The organism is Pseudomonas sp. Pso3 (genome assembly GCF_055393275.1).
Genome location: NZ_AP043687.1, coordinates 2,868,327 through 2,884,749, shown reverse-complemented (window position 1 = coordinate 2,884,749; position 16,423 = coordinate 2,868,327). Strand labels below are relative to the sequence as shown.

General features: G+C 65.1%; 12 protein-coding genes and 6 tRNA genes. 15 read left to right on the top strand and 3 right to left on the bottom strand.

What is annotated here, in order from left to right:
* Nucleotides 1–137 precede the first annotated feature (137 nt).
* From msrB to ACZ5R1_RS13545, 4 genes are all read left to right on the top strand, one after another.
* On the top strand, nt 138–539 hold the full coding sequence (gene msrB, locus ACZ5R1_RS13560) for a peptide-methionine (R)-S-oxide reductase MsrB (RefSeq protein WP_007162231.1): 402 nt from the start codon (nt 138–140) through the stop codon (nt 537–539).
* A complete protein-coding gene (locus ACZ5R1_RS13555) occupies nt 536–1,021 on the top strand; it encodes a glutathione peroxidase (RefSeq protein ID WP_007162232.1) in 486 nt (161 codons plus the stop codon). Before msrB ends, ACZ5R1_RS13555 begins: the two co-directional genes overlap by 4 nt.
* Nucleotides 1,022–1,126: 105 nt before the next feature.
* A complete protein-coding gene (locus ACZ5R1_RS13550) occupies nt 1,127–2,014 on the top strand; it encodes an ATP-binding protein (RefSeq protein ID WP_007162233.1) in 888 nt (295 codons plus the stop codon).
* The gene (locus ACZ5R1_RS13545) at nt 2,011–2,499 is read left to right on the top strand and encodes a GAF domain-containing protein (protein ID WP_042137726.1); all 489 of its coding nucleotides are present in this window, start codon (nt 2,011–2,013) and stop codon (nt 2,497–2,499) included. Before ACZ5R1_RS13550 ends, ACZ5R1_RS13545 begins: the two co-directional genes overlap by 4 nt.
* A 24-nt stretch (nt 2,500–2,523) precedes the next feature.
* Here the strand turns inward: ACZ5R1_RS13545 and ACZ5R1_RS13540 are convergent, their stop codons facing one another.
* On the bottom strand, nt 2,524–3,291 hold the full coding sequence (locus ACZ5R1_RS13540; protein WP_231501052.1) for a hypothetical protein: 768 nt from the start codon (nt 3,289–3,291) through the stop codon (nt 2,524–2,526).
* Nucleotides 3,292–3,462: 171 nt separating this feature from the next.
* Between ACZ5R1_RS13540 and ACZ5R1_RS13535 the strand changes: the two genes are divergently transcribed.
* From ACZ5R1_RS13535 to ACZ5R1_RS13510, 6 genes are all read left to right on the top strand, one after another.
* A tRNA-Glu gene (locus tag ACZ5R1_RS13535) sits at nt 3,463–3,538 on the top strand.
* Nucleotides 3,539–3,544: 6 nt separating this feature from the next.
* Nucleotides 3,545–3,620 (top strand) — tRNA-Gly (locus ACZ5R1_RS13530).
* A 64-nt stretch (nt 3,621–3,684) separates the two neighbouring features.
* Nucleotides 3,685–3,760 (top strand) — tRNA-Glu (locus tag ACZ5R1_RS13525).
* Nucleotides 3,761–3,764: 4 nt separating this feature from the next.
* Nucleotides 3,765–3,840 (top strand) — tRNA-Gly (locus ACZ5R1_RS13520).
* A gap of 64 nt (nt 3,841–3,904) precedes the next feature.
* Nucleotides 3,905–3,980, top strand: a tRNA-Glu gene (locus ACZ5R1_RS13515).
* A 4-nt stretch (nt 3,981–3,984) separates the two neighbouring features.
* Nucleotides 3,985–4,060, top strand: a tRNA-Gly gene (locus ACZ5R1_RS13510).
* A gap of 91 nt (nt 4,061–4,151) precedes the next feature.
* On the opposite strand, the gene ACZ5R1_RS13505 is transcribed toward ACZ5R1_RS13510, so the two are convergent.
* The gene (locus ACZ5R1_RS13505; protein ID WP_042137723.1) at nt 4,152–5,147 is read right to left on the bottom strand and encodes a sulfate ABC transporter substrate-binding protein; all 996 of its coding nucleotides are present in this window, start codon (nt 5,145–5,147) and stop codon (nt 4,152–4,154) included.
* A 167-nt stretch (nt 5,148–5,314) separates the two neighbouring features.
* Here ACZ5R1_RS13505 and smc point away from each other — a divergent pair, with 167 nt between their 5' ends.
* From smc to ligA, 3 genes are all read left to right on the top strand, one after another.
* Nucleotides 5,315–8,800, top strand: a complete 3,486-nt coding sequence (smc, locus tag ACZ5R1_RS13500) for a chromosome segregation protein SMC (RefSeq protein ID WP_464712395.1) — start codon at nt 5,315–5,317, stop codon at nt 8,798–8,800.
* Between the two features lie 205 nt (nt 8,801–9,005).
* The gene (zipA, locus tag ACZ5R1_RS13495) at nt 9,006–9,905 is read left to right on the top strand and encodes a cell division protein ZipA (RefSeq protein ID WP_007162238.1); all 900 of its coding nucleotides are present in this window, start codon (nt 9,006–9,008) and stop codon (nt 9,903–9,905) included.
* 116 nt (nt 9,906–10,021) lie between these two features.
* Complete coding sequence (gene ligA, locus ACZ5R1_RS13490; protein ID WP_464712394.1) at nt 10,022–12,406, top strand: NAD-dependent DNA ligase LigA; 2,385 nt, start codon at nt 10,022–10,024, stop codon at nt 12,404–12,406.
* 214 nt (nt 12,407–12,620) lie between these two features.
* Here the strand turns inward: ligA and galE are convergent, their stop codons facing one another.
* Nucleotides 12,621–13,709 carry a UDP-glucose 4-epimerase GalE gene (gene galE / locus ACZ5R1_RS13485; RefSeq protein ID WP_007162240.1) on the bottom strand — a complete coding sequence of 363 codons (1,089 nt, stop codon included), beginning with the start codon at nt 13,707–13,709 and terminating at the stop codon, nt 12,621–12,623.
* A 359-nt stretch (nt 13,710–14,068) separates the two neighbouring features.
* On the opposite strand from galE, the gene ACZ5R1_RS13480 reads away from it, so the two are divergent.
* Nucleotides 14,069–15,247 (top strand): glycosyltransferase family 1 protein, encoded by a 1,179-nt coding sequence (locus tag ACZ5R1_RS13480; RefSeq protein WP_464712393.1) that lies wholly within the window; start codon nt 14,069–14,071, stop codon nt 15,245–15,247.
* Nucleotides 15,238–16,416 carry a UDP-galactopyranose mutase gene (gene glf, locus ACZ5R1_RS13475; RefSeq protein ID WP_027597716.1) on the top strand — a complete coding sequence of 393 codons (1,179 nt, stop codon included), beginning with the start codon at nt 15,238–15,240 and terminating at the stop codon, nt 16,414–16,416. The genes ACZ5R1_RS13480 and glf overlap by 10 nt, the downstream gene beginning before the upstream one ends.
* Nucleotides 16,417–16,423: the final 7 nt, after the last annotated feature.

Sequence of the window (16,423 nt, the reverse complement as noted above, 5' to 3'; positions counted from 1 at the left end):
AAAGGGCGAGAAAGACTCGGCGGGGACGGACGCCGACCGGCGCTTGGCAGCATCCGGGGGCGGATGCCAGACTGAGCGGGAATCATACGGCCGCATCGCCTGTTACAAAAGATGCGCCGGCATCCAGAGAGGTCATCATGGAAAAAGTACAGCGTAGCCCGGAAGACTGGCGTGAGCGCCTGACCGACGATCAGTTTCGCGTCTGTCGCCTGGCCGCCACCGAAAGACCCTATACCGGTGCCTACTGCAACACCAAGACGCCCGGCGTCTATCACTGCGCCTGCTGCGAGCTGGCGCTGTTCGACTCCAGCACCAAGTTCGATTCCGGCTGCGGCTGGCCCAGCTATTACGCACCCATCGATGGCGAGGCGGTGCGGGAAAAGGAAGACTTCAGCCACGGCATGCACCGCGTCGAGGTGCTCTGCGCCCGCTGCGACGCCCATCTGGGCCACGTCTTCCCCGACGGTCCGCCGCCGACCGGCCTGCGCTACTGCATCAACTCGGTGGCGCTGCAGCTGCAACCCAGGGCCTCCGCGTGATCAGGGACCTCCTCAGCCTGCCGTTCGAGACCGCCGATGGCCAACGGGCCTGCCTGGCCGACTGGCCGGCGCGGGCCTATCTGGTGGTCAACACCGCCAGCCGTTGTGGCTTCACTCGCCAGTACGACGGCCTCGAGGCGCTGCAGCAGCGCTATCTGGCCGAAGGACTGCGAGTGATCGTCTTTCCCTGCAATCAGTTCGGCGGCCAGGAGCCGGGCAGCAATGCCGAGATCCAGACCTTCTGCCTGACCCGCTTCAACGTCAGCTTTCCGGTGATGGCCAAGCTCGACGTCAATGGTGACGGTGCCCATCCACTGTTCGTCGCGCTGAAAAAGGCAGCGCCAGGGCTGTTGGGTGGCGCGATCCGCTGGAACTTCACCAAGTTTCTCATCACGCCGGCGCAGGGGCGTGTGCAGCGCTTCGCGCCCATCACCCGTCCGTCTCAGCTGGAAAAGCATGTCCGCCAGGCGCTGGCCTCCTAGCGGGCCTCCAGCCGGGCTTTGTCTGGATGGTAAAAGTCATACGATAATGCCCGGCCTGAAGGGCGGCTGACCCGCTTTCTCTTTTCGTCGTCAAGGATCATCCCCGTGAATGCCTCCCTAGAAGACTTTCTGCTCCACGCCCGGCAGGTGCTGGAGCGCCTCGAACCCCTGTTGCCCCATCGTCGCGAACCGCTGGACTGGCAGCACTGCTATGCGGCGCGCTGGCGTCGGGAAGGCCATGGCGGCTATCTGCAGCCGCTCGAGGTCAATCTGGAACTGCGCCTGGCCGACCTGCTGGGTATCGATCGCCAACGCGATCAACTCGCCCGCAACACGCGCCAGTTCGTGGCCGGACTGCCGGCCAACCACACGCTGCTGTGGGGCGCCCGGGGCACCGGCAAGTCGTCGCTGATCCGGGCGCTGCTGGCGGAATATGCCGGCGAGGGTCTGCGGCTGATCGAAATCGAACGCGACGATCTCGCCGATCTGCCTCGCGCCGTTGAGCAACTCGCCGGTCAGCCGCAGCGCTTCGTGGTGTTCTGCGATGACCTCTCCTTCGATTCCGGCAGCGACGACTACCGGGTGCTCAAGAGCGTGCTGGACGGTTCCCTGGAGCAGGCGCCGGACAACGTGGTGCTCTATGCCACCTCCAACCGCCGCCACCTGGTGGCCGAGCGGCAGAGCGACAATGCCAACTGGGAGCACGTCGACGGCGAACTGCACCCCAGCGAAGCGGCCGAAGACAAGATCGCCCTGTCGGATCGCTTCGGCCTCTGGCTGTCCTTCTATCCCTTTACCCAGGATCACTACCTGGCCGTGGTGCGCCACTGGTGCGCGGCCCTGGCCGGCAAGTCCGGACTGCAGCTGGAGTGGTCGGAAGAAGCGGATCGCGAGGCCATCCGCTGGGCGTCCGGTCGCGGCAACCGCAACGGTCGCTGCGCCTATCAATTCGCCCGGCAGTGGGTCGGGCTCAAACTCTTGGAGAAAGCATGACCGTAGAACTGACGGGCGTAGGGGCCGGACTCGAGGGCTATGCCATGCTGGCCGCCCAGGTCGAAGCCCTGCTGGCCGGCGAGCGCAATCTGGTGGCCAATGCCGCCCAGCTGTCGGCCTTCATCTATCAGGAAGTACCGGACCTGAACTGGGCCGGTTTCTATTTCGTCGAGGGTGACGACCAGCTGCTGCTCGGCCCCTTCCAGGGCAAGGTGGCCTGCATGCGCATTCCCTTCAGCAAGGGCGTGTGCGGCGCGGCGGCCCGCGAGTGGCGTACCCAGCGCGTCGAGGACGTCCATGCCTTTCCCGGGCATATCGCCTGTGACGCCGCGTCGCGCAGCGAACTGGTGGTGCCGCTGGTCCAGGGCGGTCGCCTGATCGGCGTGCTGGATCTGGACAGTCCGCATCCGGCGCGCTTCAGCGCCGCGGATCAGGCCGGTATCGAAGCCCTGGTAGAGGCCTTTCTGGCCGCGACCGATTGCTGATCGACGGGGAGGGCAGGGAAGCCCTCACTCGTAGTCGTTCTTCTTGCGCCAGCTGTCGTCCTTGAGCGTATCCACGCTGTCCGACAGCTCGTTGGCGCTGCTGCTGGCCTGCTCGGCCAGTTCGCTCTGCTGGCGTTTCACCTGGGCGATCTGCTCCTCCAGATGGGCTAGCAACTCGGTATAGCGCTCGGGTTGCTGCTGCTTGCGAATTTGCATGATCGCCCGCTCGTAGGACTGACGCGCCTGGATGTAGTGCTCGCTCTTGATCTGCTGTTCGGCCTGGTAGCGGAAGAACTCCACATAGGTCGCCGTGAGCAGATAGCGCATCTCGCCGACCCAGCGCTGCGCCTCCTGGCCGTCGAGAATGCCGATCTGGTTGGCATGGGCGACGAGTGCATGGAGCATCTCCATGTAGCCGCGGACTTCCTTGACCCGCGCCTCGGTATGCACCGGCCGGGCCGCGTTGGCGACTTCGATGTCATCGCCCTTGGCCAGGACTTCTTCCAGTTCGGTCTTGCGCGCGGTGAGACTGGCGGAAGGGGCCTGCAGGGCGGCGAGGCGGGCGATCAGCCCCAGTTCGATGCGATGGAACAGCTGCTTGAGCGCCGGGGTCATCAGCTGCCCGGGCAGGCTGCCGCCCAGTTGGGCACAGCGCTTGATGCGGTCGGTGAGGTCGGCGACCAGGCGCTGCTTTTCCAGGCGTCCCGCTTCGAGCTTCTGGTTGACGAAGGCGATCATGATCAACAGGAGGATGCCAAGCCCCACTACCGCTGCAATCATCGTTGAGGACATGACCTTCTCCATGGTGCTTGCCCGCCGTTTGTCGTACGAGCGAAGTCGTTGATTTGAAAAGTATTTAATCAGCTATTGACGCCCAGGGTAAGGCTCCCTAGAATGCGCGCACTCCCAACGGCGGCAAGCGTCAGCCGAGTGGTAGGCCGGAGTCCTCAGGGATTCTACCTGGTCCCCTTCGTCTAGTGGCCTAGGACACCGCCCTTTCACGGCGGTAACAGGGGTTCGAGTCCCCTAGGGGACGCCAAAAATTGCGGGAATAGCTCAGTTGGTAGAGCACGACCTTGCCAAGGTCGGGGTCGCGAGTTCGAGTCTCGTTTCCCGCTCCAAATACAGTCCGGTTGCCTCAGGGCAGGCGGATGCAAGGTGAAAGGCCTTGCGGAAAGAGGTTTCGTCCCCTTCGTCTAGTGGCCTAGGACACCGCCCTTTCACGGCGGTAACAGGGGTTCGAGTCCCCTAGGGGACGCCATATTGCGGGAATAGCTCAGTTGGTAGAGCACGACCTTGCCAAGGTCGGGGTCGCGAGTTCGAGTCTCGTTTCCCGCTCCAAACACAATCTCACGGTTTCATGACAGTGGGATGCAAGGTGAAAGGCCTTGCGGAAAGAGGTTTCGTCCCCTTCGTCTAGTGGCCTAGGACACCGCCCTTTCACGGCGGTAACAGGGGTTCGAGTCCCCTAGGGGACGCCACATTGCGGGAATAGCTCAGTTGGTAGAGCACGACCTTGCCAAGGTCGGGGTCGCGAGTTCGAGTCTCGTTTCCCGCTCCAAATAAACAAAGACACCGCCTCCGGGCGGTGTTTTTGTGTGCGCGTCATTCATGCCCGCCGGACGCCCGGCACCTGGCCGGGCGCGAGCCTGTCACTGGGGCGTATAGATCTGGTCGAAGACCCCGCCATCGGCGAAGTGGGTCTTCTGGATGCCGCTCCAGGGGCCGAATTCCTTCTGCGCATCGATCAATTCCAGCTTGGGAAAGCGATCGGCGTACTGTGCCAGGATCTGGGCGTTGCGCGGGCGCAGGAAGTTGTCCGCGGCGATCTTCTGGCCCTGGTCGGACCAGAGATACTTGAGGTATTCCTCGGCCTCGGCGCGGGTGCTCTTCTTGTCGACGACGCTGTCGACCACGCTCACCGGCGGCTCGGCCTGCACCGAGATGCTCGGATAGACCACCTCGAAGCCGCCGCGACCGAATTCCCGGGCGATCATCTCGGCTTCGTTCTCGAAGGTCACCAGGACATCGCCCTGCTGGTTCTTCATGAAGGTGGTGGTGGCGGCGCGACCGCCGGTGTCCAGGATGGGCACGTGCTTGAACAGGTCGGCGACGAAGGTGCGGGCCTTCTGTTCGTCCCCGCCCGGTTGGCGCAGCGCATAGGTCCAGGCGGAGAGGTAGGTGTAGCGACCGTTCCCGGAGGTCTTGGGGTTGGGCACGATCACCTGGACGCCGTCCTTGAGCAGATCGGACCAGTCATGGATGCCCTTGGGGTTGCCCTGGCGGACGATGAGCACCGTGGCCGAGGTGAAGGGCGCGCTGCGATCGGGCAGGCGGGTTTCCCAGTCCTTGGGCACCAGGCCGCGATCGGCCAGGGCCTGGATGTCGGTGGCCTGGTTCATGGTGATGACGTCGGCCTGCAGGCCGTCGATGACCGCACGCGCCTGCTTGCTGGAGCCGCCATGGGACATCTGGATCACTGGGGTGTCGCCGTGCTCGGCTTTCCAGTGCGCCTGGAAGGCCGGGTTGTAGTCCTTGTAGAAGTCGCGCATGACGTCATAGGACACGTTGAGCAGCGGCGGCGCGGCCAGGACCTTGGCGCTGGCCGCCAGGGCGGCGGCGAGCAGGGTGAAGCGAAGGATCTTCATGGGGGCATCCTGCGAGTGGGGGTGCAGGACTATAGCCTGTCGCCCCGGTGGCGTGCAGAACGCCTGGAAATAAGCTCATGCGCGGCAACGGCAGGCGGGCCGCCAATGGTAGACTTTCGCCCTTTCGCCTGCGGTTGGGCACGGCGCGGTGAACAAGGGCTCCTGATATGCGGTTGAGGTCGATCAAGCTGGCGGGATTCAAATCCTTCGTCGATCCGACGACGGTGAATTTCCCGAGCAACATGGCAGCGGTGGTCGGCCCCAACGGTTGCGGCAAGTCGAACATCATCGACGCCGTGCGCTGGGTGATGGGCGAGAGCTCGGCCAAGAATCTGCGCGGCGAGTCGATGACCGACGTCATCTTCAACGGCTCCAACAGCCGCAAGCCGGTGTCCCAGGCCTCCATCGAACTGATCTTCGACAACTCCGACCACACCCTGGTGGGCGAATACGCCAGCTACGCGGAAATCTCCATCCGCCGGCGGGTGACCCGCGAAGGTCAGAACACCTATTTCCTCAACGGCACCAAGTGCCGCCGGCGCGACATCACCGACATCTTCCTCGGCACCGGCCTGGGGCCGCGCAGCTATTCGATCATCGAGCAGGGAATGATCTCCAAGCTGATCGAGGCGCGGCCCGAGGACCTGCGGCACTACATCGAGGAAGCCGCCGGCATCTCCAAGTACAAGGAGCGGCGGCGCGAGACCGAGAATCGCATCCGCCGCACCCAGGAGAATCTCGCCCGCCTGACCGACCTGCGCGAAGAGCTGGAGCGCCAGTTGGAACGGCTGCACCGCCAGGCGCAATCGGCCGAACGCTTCCAGGCGTTCAAGCAGGAAGAGCGGCAGCTCAAGGCGCAATTGCAGGCGGTGCGCTGGCGCGAGCTGGATGGCCGTGTCGAGCAGCGCGAAAAGGTGATCCGCGACCAGGAGACCGCTCTCGAAGCCCTGACCGCCGAGCAGCGCCAGGCGGACGCCGGCATCGAGCGGCTGCGCGACGGTCATCATGAGCTGAGCGAAGCCTTCAACCTGGTGCAGGGGCGCTTCTACTCCCTGGGGGGTGACATCGCCCGCCTGGAGCAGACCATCCAGCATGGTCAGCAGCGTCAGCGCCAGTTGCAGGACGATCTGCGCGAAGCCGAACAGGCCCTCAGCGAAGCCGAGTCCCACCTGGAGCACGACCGGGTGCTGCTCGCCACCTTCGAAGAAGAGCTGGCGATGCTCGAACCGGAAGAAGAGGCGGCTCGGGAGCTGGGCGAGGAGGGCAGCGCCGCGCTGGAAGAGGCGGAGCTGGCGCTGGCGGACTGGCAGCAACGCTGGGAAACGCTCAGCGCCGCCAGCGTCGAGCCGCAACGGGAGGCCGATGTGCAGCAGGCGCGCATTCGCTCCCTAGAGCAGAGCCTGGAGCGGGGCATGGAGCGGCAGCGCCGGCTGCGCGACGAGCGCACCCTGCTGGGCGAGGATGGTCCCTCCGAGCGGCTGGTCATGCTGGAAGAGCAGATCGCCGAAGACGAATTGCTGCTGGAAGGCCTGGCCGAGCAGGAATTGCAGGTCGCCGAGGGCTTGCAGCGACTGCGGGAAGAATTGCTGGGACTGGCCAATGAGCAGAGTCAGCGTCAGGGCGAATTGCAGCGGCTGGAAGGCCGCATCGCCTCGCTGGAGGCCCTGCAGCAGGCGGCGCTGGCCCCCGATACCGGCGCGGCTCAGTGGCTCGAAGCCGAGGGGCTCGCCGCGGCGCCGCAGCTGGCGGACGAGGTCCAGGTCACTCCCGGCTGGGAGCTGGCGGTGGAAACCGTCCTCGGCAGCGACCTGCAGGCGGTTTGTCTGGATGATCTGGAGGCCCTGCGTCTCGACAGCTTCGCCAGTGGCGCCCTGAATCTGGCACTGCCCGGCGCGGTGCCGGTCGCCGCGGGCAGCCTGCTCGAGCAGGTGCAGGCCCCGCGCGACCTGTCACCCTGGCTGGGTCAGGTGCTGATCGCCCACAGCTACGACGAGGCCCTGGCGCGCCGGGCGGCCCTCGCACCGGGCCAGAGTCTCATCACCCCGGAAGGCTACTGGCTCTCCCGGCACTTCTTGCGCGTGCGCCGCGCCCAGGCGGCCGAGGGCAGTGTGCTGGCGCGTGGGCGTGAACTGGAGGAATTGCAGGCACGCAGCCTGGAACTCGGCGAGGCGCTCGCCATGCAGGAAGAGCGACTGGAGGACCGTCGCGCTGCCCAGCAGCGGTTGGAAAGCGAACGCGAAGAGGCGCGGCGGCGCCAGCAGCAGGAGCAGCTGCGCCTGGCCGAATCCCGCGCCCAGCTGTCCGCGCAGCAGGCGCGGGCCGAGCAGTTGAGCATTCGTCGCCGGCAGCTGGAGGCGGAGCTCAGGGATGTCGAGCAGCAGGTGGCGCGTGAGCAGGAAGAGTTGGGCGAATGCCGGTTGCGGCTGCAGGACGCTCTCGATGCCATGGCCGTGGATACCGAGCAGCGCGCGCAGCTGCAGGAGCAGCGCGACCGGCATCGCCAGGCGGTGGATTCGGCGCGGCAGCGTCAGCGCCAGGCCCAGGAACAACTCCATCAGCTGACGGTGCGGCTGACTACCCTGAGAGCCCAGCGCCAGTCGACCCTCCAGGCCCTGGAACGACTGGAATTGCAGACCGCGCGCCTCGGCGAGCGCTGCGAGCAGCTCTCGCTCAACCTGGAAGAGGGCGGCGAGCCCCTCGACGAGGTGCGGCTGCGTCTGGAGGAGTTGCTGGAGCGGCGCCTGCAGGTGGACGAGGAGATGCGCACGGCGCGCCTGGCCCTGGAAGACGCCGATCGGGAATTGCGCGATTTTGAGCGGCGGCGTCTGCAGGCGGAGCAGCAGGGGACCCTGCTGCGCGGTCAGTTGGAGCAGCATCGCCTGGAATGGCAGGGGTTGGCGACGCGGCGCAGCGGCTTCGCCGAGCAGCTGGCGGCCGATGGCTACGACCTGCCGACGGTGATCGCGACCCTGCCCGCCGAGGCCAGCGAGGCCGGCTGGGAAGAGCAGCTGGAAGCGGTCGCAGCGCGGATCGCGCGACTCGGACCGATCAACCTGGCGGCCATCGACGAATATCAGCAGCAGGCCGAGCGCAAGACCTATCTGGATGCCCAGAACGCCGATCTGGTGGAGGCGCTGGAGACGCTGGAAAGCGTCATCCGCAAGATCGATCGGGAAACCCGCAATCGCTTCAAGGACACCTTCGACCAGATCAATCACGGCCTGCAGGCGCTGTTCCCAAAAGTTTTCGGTGGCGGCAGCGCCTACCTGGAACTTACTGGAGAAGATTTACTCGATACCGGGGTTGCGATCATGGCGCGCCCGCCGGGCAAGAAGAACAGCACCATCCATTTGCTGTCGGGCGGCGAAAAGGCCCTGACGGCGCTGGCGCTGGTATTTGCCATCTTCCAGTTGAATCCGGCGCCGTTCTGCATGCTCGATGAAGTGGATGCTCCTCTCGATGACGCCAACGTCGGCCGTTATGCCCGCTTGGTCAAGAGCATGTCGGAGAAGGTGCAATTCATTTACATCACGCACAACAAGATCGCCATGGAGATGGCCGATCAGTTGCTGGGTGTGACCATGCACGAACCGGGCTGTTCGCGGCTGGTGGCGGTGGATGTGGAAGAGGCGGTGGCCATGGTCGATGCCTAGTACCCCACAGCCTCGTGGCTTGGCGGTGTAAAGTTGGCAGCAGTCGTGCTAGCTTATGGCCGCGCTAGCGGTAAGTGGAAAAAGCTAAGAAGAACACTGACTTGGCGTAGGTTTCGGAGGTTTTGGAAAGACCTCGCAAGCGTCGACTTTCCAAAGTTTCCCGACGGCTGTCGGTCCATTATTTTCACAGGGGTATGTCTTTTTCATGGATATGGGTCTGCGCGAGTGGCTGATCATCATCGGCGTCATCGTCATCGCCGGTATTCTGTTCGATGGTTGGCGTCGCATGAGCGGCAAGGGCAAGCTCAAGTTCAAGCTTGACCAGTCGCTGAGCAATCATCCGGATCACGAGGACGAGGATCCGGAAATCGTCGGTCCGACGCGGGTGGTAGAGCCCAAGGAGCCGTCGCTGGACGATCCGGGCGAGCCGACACCGCCACGCTCCACCCAGCGCAAGCGTCGCGAAGAACGGCGTGAAGAACCCAGTGCCGACAGCTTCGATCTGTCCGCGGGTGATGAAGGTCTGGCGGGCCTGGCCGTCGATTCCGACGAGGTGGCGACCCGGGGCCGCGACAAGCCGCGCAAGGAAAAGCCGCTGAGCAGCAAGGCGCCCGAGCGCGAGCCGGTCAGCGAGCCCGTCGGCAGCGGCAGCAGTCAGGCCGCCATGGCGCCGGTGGACGAGGTGCTGGTGATCAATGTCATCTCTCGCGACGAAAAGGGCTTCTCTGGTCCGGCACTGCTGCAGAACATCCTCGAAAGCGGGCTGCGATTCGGTGACATGGACATCTTCCATCGCCACGAGAGCATGTCGGGCAATGGCGAGGTGCTGTTCTCCATGGCCAACGCCGTGCGTCCGGGCACCTTCGACCTGGATGCCATCGACGACTTCCACACCCCGGCGGTGAGCTTCTTCCTGGGTCTGCCCGGTCCGCGTCATCCCAAGCAGGCCTTCGACCTCATGGTCGCCGCGGCGCGCAAGCTGTCCTCGGAGCTCAATGGCGAGCTGAAGGACGAGCAGCGCAGCGTGATGACCGCCCAGACTATCGAACACTACCGCCAGCGCATCGTCGACTTCGAACGCAAGAGTTTGATGCTCAAGCGTTGATCGCGCCGGAGCGAACCAAGAGCAGCCTCGGCTGCTCTTTTTGTTTGTAAGTTTTGCCGCGGCGCCGCTGGTGCCGTCAGGGCCACCCCCTGGGGTGGCGACAGTGAGAGACCGCCATGACCGACGCCCAAGATGCTGTCACCCGCATCGCCGCCCTGCGCAGCGAGATCGACGCCCACAACTACCGCTACTATGTGCTGGACGAGCCGAGCGTGCCCGATGCCGAGTACGACCGGCTGTTCGGCGAACTCAAGACGCTGGAGGCCGAGCATCCCGAACTGGTGACGCCCGACTCGCCCACCCAGAGGGTCAGCGGCTCGGCCCTGGCCGCCTTTGGCACCATCCGCCACGAGGTGCCCATGCTCAGCCTGGGCAATGCCTTCGCCGACGAGAATCTGCAGGACTTCGACCGCAGCGTCGGCAAACGCCTGCGCGAGGAGTTCGGCGAGACCGACTTCGCCGGGCCGGACTCCGGTGTCGAGTACACCTGCGAGCCCAAGCTCGATGGCCTGGCGGTCAGCCTGCTGTACGAGGCAGGGGTGCTGACCCGCGGCGCCACCCGCGGCGACGGCACCACCGGGGAGGACATCACCGCCAATGTGCGCACCATCCGCAACATCCCGCTGCGCCTGCAGGGCGAGGGCTGGCCGACGGTGCTGGAGGTGCGCGGCGAGGTGTTCATGTCCCGCGCCGGCTTCGAGGCGCTCAATGCCCGGGCCATGGAGAGCGGCGGCAAGACCTTCGCCAATCCGCGCAACGCCGCGGCTGGCAGCTTGCGTCAGCTGGATTCGCGGATCACCGCCCAGCGGCCGCTGGAGTTCTGCTGCTACGGTTTCGGGCGGGTCGAGGGCGGGACACTGCCGGAGACCCAGTACGACATCCTGCAGCGGCTGCGTGACTGGGGCATTCCCATCAGCCGCGAGTTGCGCAGGGTGCAGGGCGCGGAAGGCTGCCGCGCCTACTACCAGGACATCGGCCAGCGCCGCGATGCCCTGGCCTACGAGATCGACGGCGTGGTCTACAAGGTCAACCGCCTGGACTGGCAGGGCGAGCTGGGTTTCCGCGCCCGCGAGCCGCGCTGGGCCCTGGCGCACAAGTTTCCGGCGCGCGAAGAGCTGACCGAATTGCTCAACGTCGAATTCCAGGTGGGGCGCACCGGTGCCATCACCCCGGTAGCCCGCCTCAAGCCGGTACAGGTGGCCGGCGTCACCGTGACCAATGCCACCCTGCACAACATGGACGAGATCGCCCGGCTGGGCGTGATGATCGGCGACAGCGTCATCGTGCGTCGCGCCGGAGACGTCATTCCGCAGATCATGCAGGTGGTGCCGGAGCGGCGGCCGGCGGATGCCCGCCCGGTGGAAATCCCTACCCATTGCCCGGTGTGCGGGTCGGCCGTGGAGCGTACCCAGCTGATCAAGCGCGGCAAGGGCAAGGAGTCGGTGAGCGAGGGCGCGGTCTATCGCTGCGTCGGCCGGTTGGCCTGCCAGGCGCAACTCAAGCAGGCGATCATCCATTTCGCCTCGCGGCGGGCGATGGACATCGACGGCCTGGGCGATCGTATCGTCGAGCAACTGGTGGATCGCGCGCTGGTGAAGTCGCCGGCGGATCTCTACACCCTGACCTACGAGCAGGTGGTCGAACTGGAAGGCTTCGCCGAGGTGTCCAGTCGCAACCTGCTGGCCGCCATCGAGGCCAGCCGCCGGCCAGCGCTGGCGCGCTTCATCTTCGCCCTGGGCATCCCCGAGGTGGGGGAGGAGACCGCCAAGCGCCTGGCACGCGCCCTGGGCAGTCTGCAGCGCATCCGCGAGGCCCTGCCGGAGGTGCTGGTCTATCTGCCGGACATCGGGCCCGAGGTGGCCTTCGAGATTCACAACTTCTTCCAGTCCGCGCATAACCGCGACGTGCTGGAGGCGCTGCTGGCCAACGGCATCGAGCTGGCCGACGAGGGGGAGGTGCATGCCGAATTTTCCGGCTACGCGGCCTTTGCCGATTTCCTCGACCAGTTGCACATTCCCTACCTGGGCAAGACCGGGGCCAAGACCCTGGCCGCGGCCTTTCCCAGCCTGGCGGCCCTGATCGAAGGCTCGCAGGACTGGCTGACCTTCAAGACCCTGTCCGGCCTCAACGAGAGAGCCAAGCAGGGGCTGCGCGGGTACTTCGCCGAGGCGGACCACGTTGCCCAGGCGCTGGCCATCGAGGCGCAGCTCAAGGCCTTCGGCATGCATTGGGAAAGTACCCGGCAGGCGGTGCAGGGTTTGCCGTTCGCCGGCCAGACCTGGGTGCTCACCGGAACCCTGGAGGCCATGAGTCGCGACGAGGCCAAGGAGCGCCTGGAAGCCCTGGGTGCCAAGGTGTCGGGGTCGGTGTCGGCCAAGACCGCCGTGGTGGTCGCAGGGCCAGGGGCGGGTTCCAAGCTGACCAAGGCGAACGAACTGGGGGTCAAGGTGCTGGACGAGGATGCCTTCCTGCAGATCCTCGAGGCGCAAGGCGTCCGCTAGCGCCAGGGATCAGGCCCGCAAGGGTCTGATCTTCACTCCTTCTGCCAATAACTGCAGGCGTTGTTGGTTATAACGAAGCGGTAATAAAGACGTACCCATATTTGTCGCTTCGTTTAAAAACTGCTTTGAGGCAGTGCCAAGGCAATAACTGAAAAAATAAGGCTTCGTTTGGTTTAAGCGAAGCCTTATTTATCGGCCAGAATAATTTCCAGGTTCAAGCGGAACGCGTGGCGGGTTCGCTCGCACGTTGTTCTTTTTCGAGAACTTCTTCCACGGCGATAGCCGCCTTGGCCGTCTGGCGATAGCCATGGGGATTGAGCGACTGCCAGCGCCAGGCATCTTCCAGCATGGTGGCGAGGCTGCGTTCGGCGCGCCAACCCAGTTCCTGCCAAGCCTTTTCCGGATCGGCCCAGCACTGGGCCACGTCCCCCGCGCGTCGCGGGGCGAAGTGACAGGGGATGTCGCGGCCCAGTTGCTGTTCCAGGGTCGCCACCACCTCCTTGACCGAATGTCCGCGTCCGGTGCCCAGATTCCAGGTCGAAACCCCGGGGCGCTCGGCCAGGGCGTTGAGCGCCGCCAGATGACCGCGGGCCAGGTCCTGGACATGGATGTAGTCGCGCACGCCGGTGCCATCGGGCGTCGGGTAGTTGTCGCCGTAGACATCCAGCCATGGCCGGCGACCATTGGCCACCTGCAGCAGATAGGGCACCAGGTTGTTGGGCGTGCCCTGGGGGTCTTCGCCGATCAGTCCGGAGGGATGGGCGCCGATGGGATTGAAGTAGCGCAGCACGGCGATGGACCAGCGCGGATCGGCCCCGGCCAGCCCGCGCAGCACCTGCTCGGCCATGAGTTTCGACTGGCCATAGGGGTTGGTCGGCTCGGCAGTCGGGCAGCTTTCGCTGATGGGTGGAATGCAGTGACCGTAGACGGTGGCGGAAGAGCTGAAGACCAGCTGGTGCACCCCGGCGGCGGCCATGGCCTGGCAGAGCACCAGGGTGCCGCCGACGTTGTTGTCGAAATAGCGCAGGGGGTGCTGCACGCTCTCGCCGACCGCCTTGAGTCCGGCGAAATGCAGGACCCCGGTGATCGGTAGCTCCTGAAACAGCCGATCCAGGAGGGCGCGATCCCGGACGTCCCCGCGCACGAAGACAGGCGCCCGCCCGGCGAGCGTGGTAAGGCGCTGCACGGCCTCCACCCGGCTGTTGACCAGGTTGTCCAGTATCACCACCTCGTGGCCCGCACGGAGCAGCTCCAGCGTCGTATGAGAACCTATGTAGCCTGCGCCGCCCGTGATCATCAACATGCAACCGTCCTCACCAAGCCTGTAGCCATTAATTCGAAATAACTGTTTCGTGCAGACTCGAGTGCAACTAACGCTTCGCTTCAATTATTTTCGAGCGAAGCGTTAGTTGTGCCAATTCATCGAGCAGACGTTGTTCTGAAGTTGAATGAGGATATTGGTTCTAGCGAAGCGGAAGTTCATCGATAAAGTTATGAACCCTTGCCAATTGGATAAGTCGATAACGTTGCTCGATATCGCGCAGTCGGACTGCCGATACCTTCGGGACGGTCTCTGGACGTTTTGCAAGTTGCCAAGGCGCCGGCCGAGGCGCGGCTGTTTCGCCGCCCTCGGCCAGGCGTTCGATCTCACAGGAGCACACCATGAGTTGGGCCGGCCCCCATACCGAAACGATCGGCAAGACCAAACGGCCCGCGCGCGTTGCGGAGCGCCCCCTGGATCCCGCCAGGCCGCTGCTGCTATGCCTGGCCCATCTGCGCTGGAGCTTCGTCTACCAGCGTCCGCAGCACGAGATGGTGCGCTTCGCCGAGCACTACAACGTGCTCTATTGCGAAGAGCCGCTGGATGCCACGGATGGCCGGTCGCACCTCGAGGTGCGGGTGGAGGAGAACGGCGTGCGGGTACTGGTGCCTCATCTGCCTCGCTGCCTGTCCGCGGAAGCCCGAGCCTGCGCCCAGCAGGAACTGCTGCAGACCTATCTGCAGGAGTTGCGGCAACCGGTGGCGGTGGCCTGGTATTTCACGCCCATGGCGCTGGACTATGCCGGCGAGATCCCGGCGCAGACCCTGGTCTACGACTGCATGGACGAACTCTCGGCCTTTCGCGGCGCGCCCCCGGCCCTGCTGCAGCGGGAGCGGGAGTTGCTGCAGCGCGCCGACCTGGTGTTTACCGGGGGCTACAGCCTCTACGAGGCCAAGCGTGACCGCCATCCGCGAGTCTTTCCCTTTCCCAGCAGCGTGGACGTGGCGCACTTCGGTCAGGCTCGCGCGGCCCTGCCGGAGCCTGCGGACCAGGCCGGTCTGGCGCGGCCGCGGCTGGGCTTCTATGGCGTGATCGACGAGCGCCTGGATCTCGACCTGCTGGCTGCGGTGGCGCGGCTGCGTCCCCAGTGGCAGTGGGTGATCCTGGGCCCGGTGGTCAAGATCGATCCGGCCAGCCTGCCGCAGCTGCCCAATCTGCATTACCTGGGCGGCAAGACCTATGACGAGTTGCCGGCCTATCTGGCGGGCTGGGACGTGGCCCTGATGCCCTTTGCCCTCAACGAGGCGACGCGTTTCATCAGCCCCACCAAGACGCCCGAATACCTGGCCGGCGGCTGTCCGGTGGTGTCGACGCCCATCACCGATGTGGTGCGCACCTACGGCGACAGCGGCGTGGTCTGGATCGCCGAAGGCGCCGAGGCCTTCGTCGCTGCCTGCGAGGCGGCCCTGGCCAGTCAAGATCAGCGCGAAGCCTTTCTGGCGCGCGCCGATGCCCTGCTGACCGGGATGTCCTGGGACAGCACCTGTGACCTGATGCGGGAGAAGATCCAATGGCGGTAACGGCGCTTGAGCGTTTCGACTATCTGATCGTGGGGGCCGGTTTCGCCGGCAGCGTGCTGGCGGAACGGCTGGCCGCGGGGCTGGGCAAGCGCGTGCTGGTGGTGGATCGGCGCCCGCACATTGGCGGCAATGCCTTTGATCACTATGACGATGCCGGGGTACTGGTGCACCGCTATGGTCCGCACATCTTCCACACCAATTCCCAGCGCATCGTCGACTACCTGTCGCGCTTCACCGAGTGGCGGCCCTACGAGCACCGGGTCCTGGCCGACGTCGCGGGTCAGCAGGTGCCCATCCCGATCAACCTGACCACGCTCAATCGCCTCTATGGCCTGGAGCTGGACGAGCAGGGTGCCGAAGCCTTTCTCGCCGCCCGCGCCGAGCCGGTCGAAGACATCCGCACCTCCGAGGACGTGGTGATCAACCAGGTCGGGCGCGAACTCTACGAGACCTTCTTTCGCGGCTATACCCGCAAGCAGTGGGGACTGGATCCGTCGCAACTGGACCGCTCGGTGACGGCGCGGGTGCCGACCCGGACCACCACCGACGATCGCTACTTCGGCGACACCTTCCAGCAGATGCCCCTGCATGGCTTCACCCGGATGTTCGAGCGGATGCTGGATCACCCCAACATCAAGGTGATGGTCAATACCGACTACCGCGAGATCCGCGAACTGATCCCCCATGAGCACCTGGTCTACAGCGGACCCATCGACGAATTCTTCGACTATCGCTTCGGCCGCCTGCCGTATCGTTCCCTGACCTTCAAGCACGAGACGCGCGATACGCCGCGCTTCCAGCCGGTGGCGGTGGTCAACTATCCCAGCGAAGCGGTGCCCTACACCCGCATCACCGAGTACAAGCACCTCACCGGCCAGACCCACGAGCGCACCAGCCTGACCTACGAATATCCCAGCGCGGACGGCGAGCCCTATTATCCGATTCCACGCCCGGAAAACGCCGAGCTGTACCGGCGCTACCAGCACCTGGCCGAGGCGACCCCCAAGGTCATCTTCATCGGCCGTCTGGGGACCTATCGCTACTACAACATGGACCAGGTGGTGGGCCAGGCGCTGGCCGCCTACAAGCGCATCGAGGAGGCGGAGCTCGGGCCGGCGGCGGGGGAGAGCGCCGAACACCACGAAAGCCTGGCAAGGCAGGCCCCATGAGCGACGT

What these genes read in the sequence shown, in the direction of transcription:
- msrB (WP_007162231.1), top strand. Translation starts at nt 138, where the DNA reads ATGGAAAAAGTACAGCGTAGCCCGGAAGACTGGCGTGAGCGCCTGACC.
- ACZ5R1_RS13545 (WP_042137726.1), top strand. Translation starts at nt 2,011, where the DNA reads ATGACCGTAGAACTGACGGGCGTAGGGGCCGGACTCGAGGGCTATGCC.
- ACZ5R1_RS13540 (WP_231501052.1), bottom strand. Translation starts at nt 3,291, where the DNA reads ATGTCCTCAACGATGATTGCAGCGGTAGTGGGGCTTGGCATCCTCCTG.
- ACZ5R1_RS13505 (WP_042137723.1), bottom strand. Translation starts at nt 5,147, where the DNA reads ATGAAGATCCTTCGCTTCACCCTGCTCGCCGCCGCCCTGGCGGCCAGC.
- smc (WP_464712395.1), top strand. Translation starts at nt 5,315, where the DNA reads ATGCGGTTGAGGTCGATCAAGCTGGCGGGATTCAAATCCTTCGTCGAT.
- zipA (WP_007162238.1), top strand. Translation starts at nt 9,006, where the DNA reads ATGGATATGGGTCTGCGCGAGTGGCTGATCATCATCGGCGTCATCGTC.
- ligA (WP_464712394.1), top strand. Translation starts at nt 10,022, where the DNA reads ATGACCGACGCCCAAGATGCTGTCACCCGCATCGCCGCCCTGCGCAGC.
- galE (WP_007162240.1), bottom strand. Translation starts at nt 13,709, where the DNA reads ATGTTGATGATCACGGGCGGCGCAGGCTACATAGGTTCTCATACGACG.
- ACZ5R1_RS13480 (WP_464712393.1), top strand. Translation starts at nt 14,069, where the DNA reads ATGAGTTGGGCCGGCCCCCATACCGAAACGATCGGCAAGACCAAACGG.
- glf (WP_027597716.1), top strand. Translation starts at nt 15,238, where the DNA reads ATGGCGGTAACGGCGCTTGAGCGTTTCGACTATCTGATCGTGGGGGCC.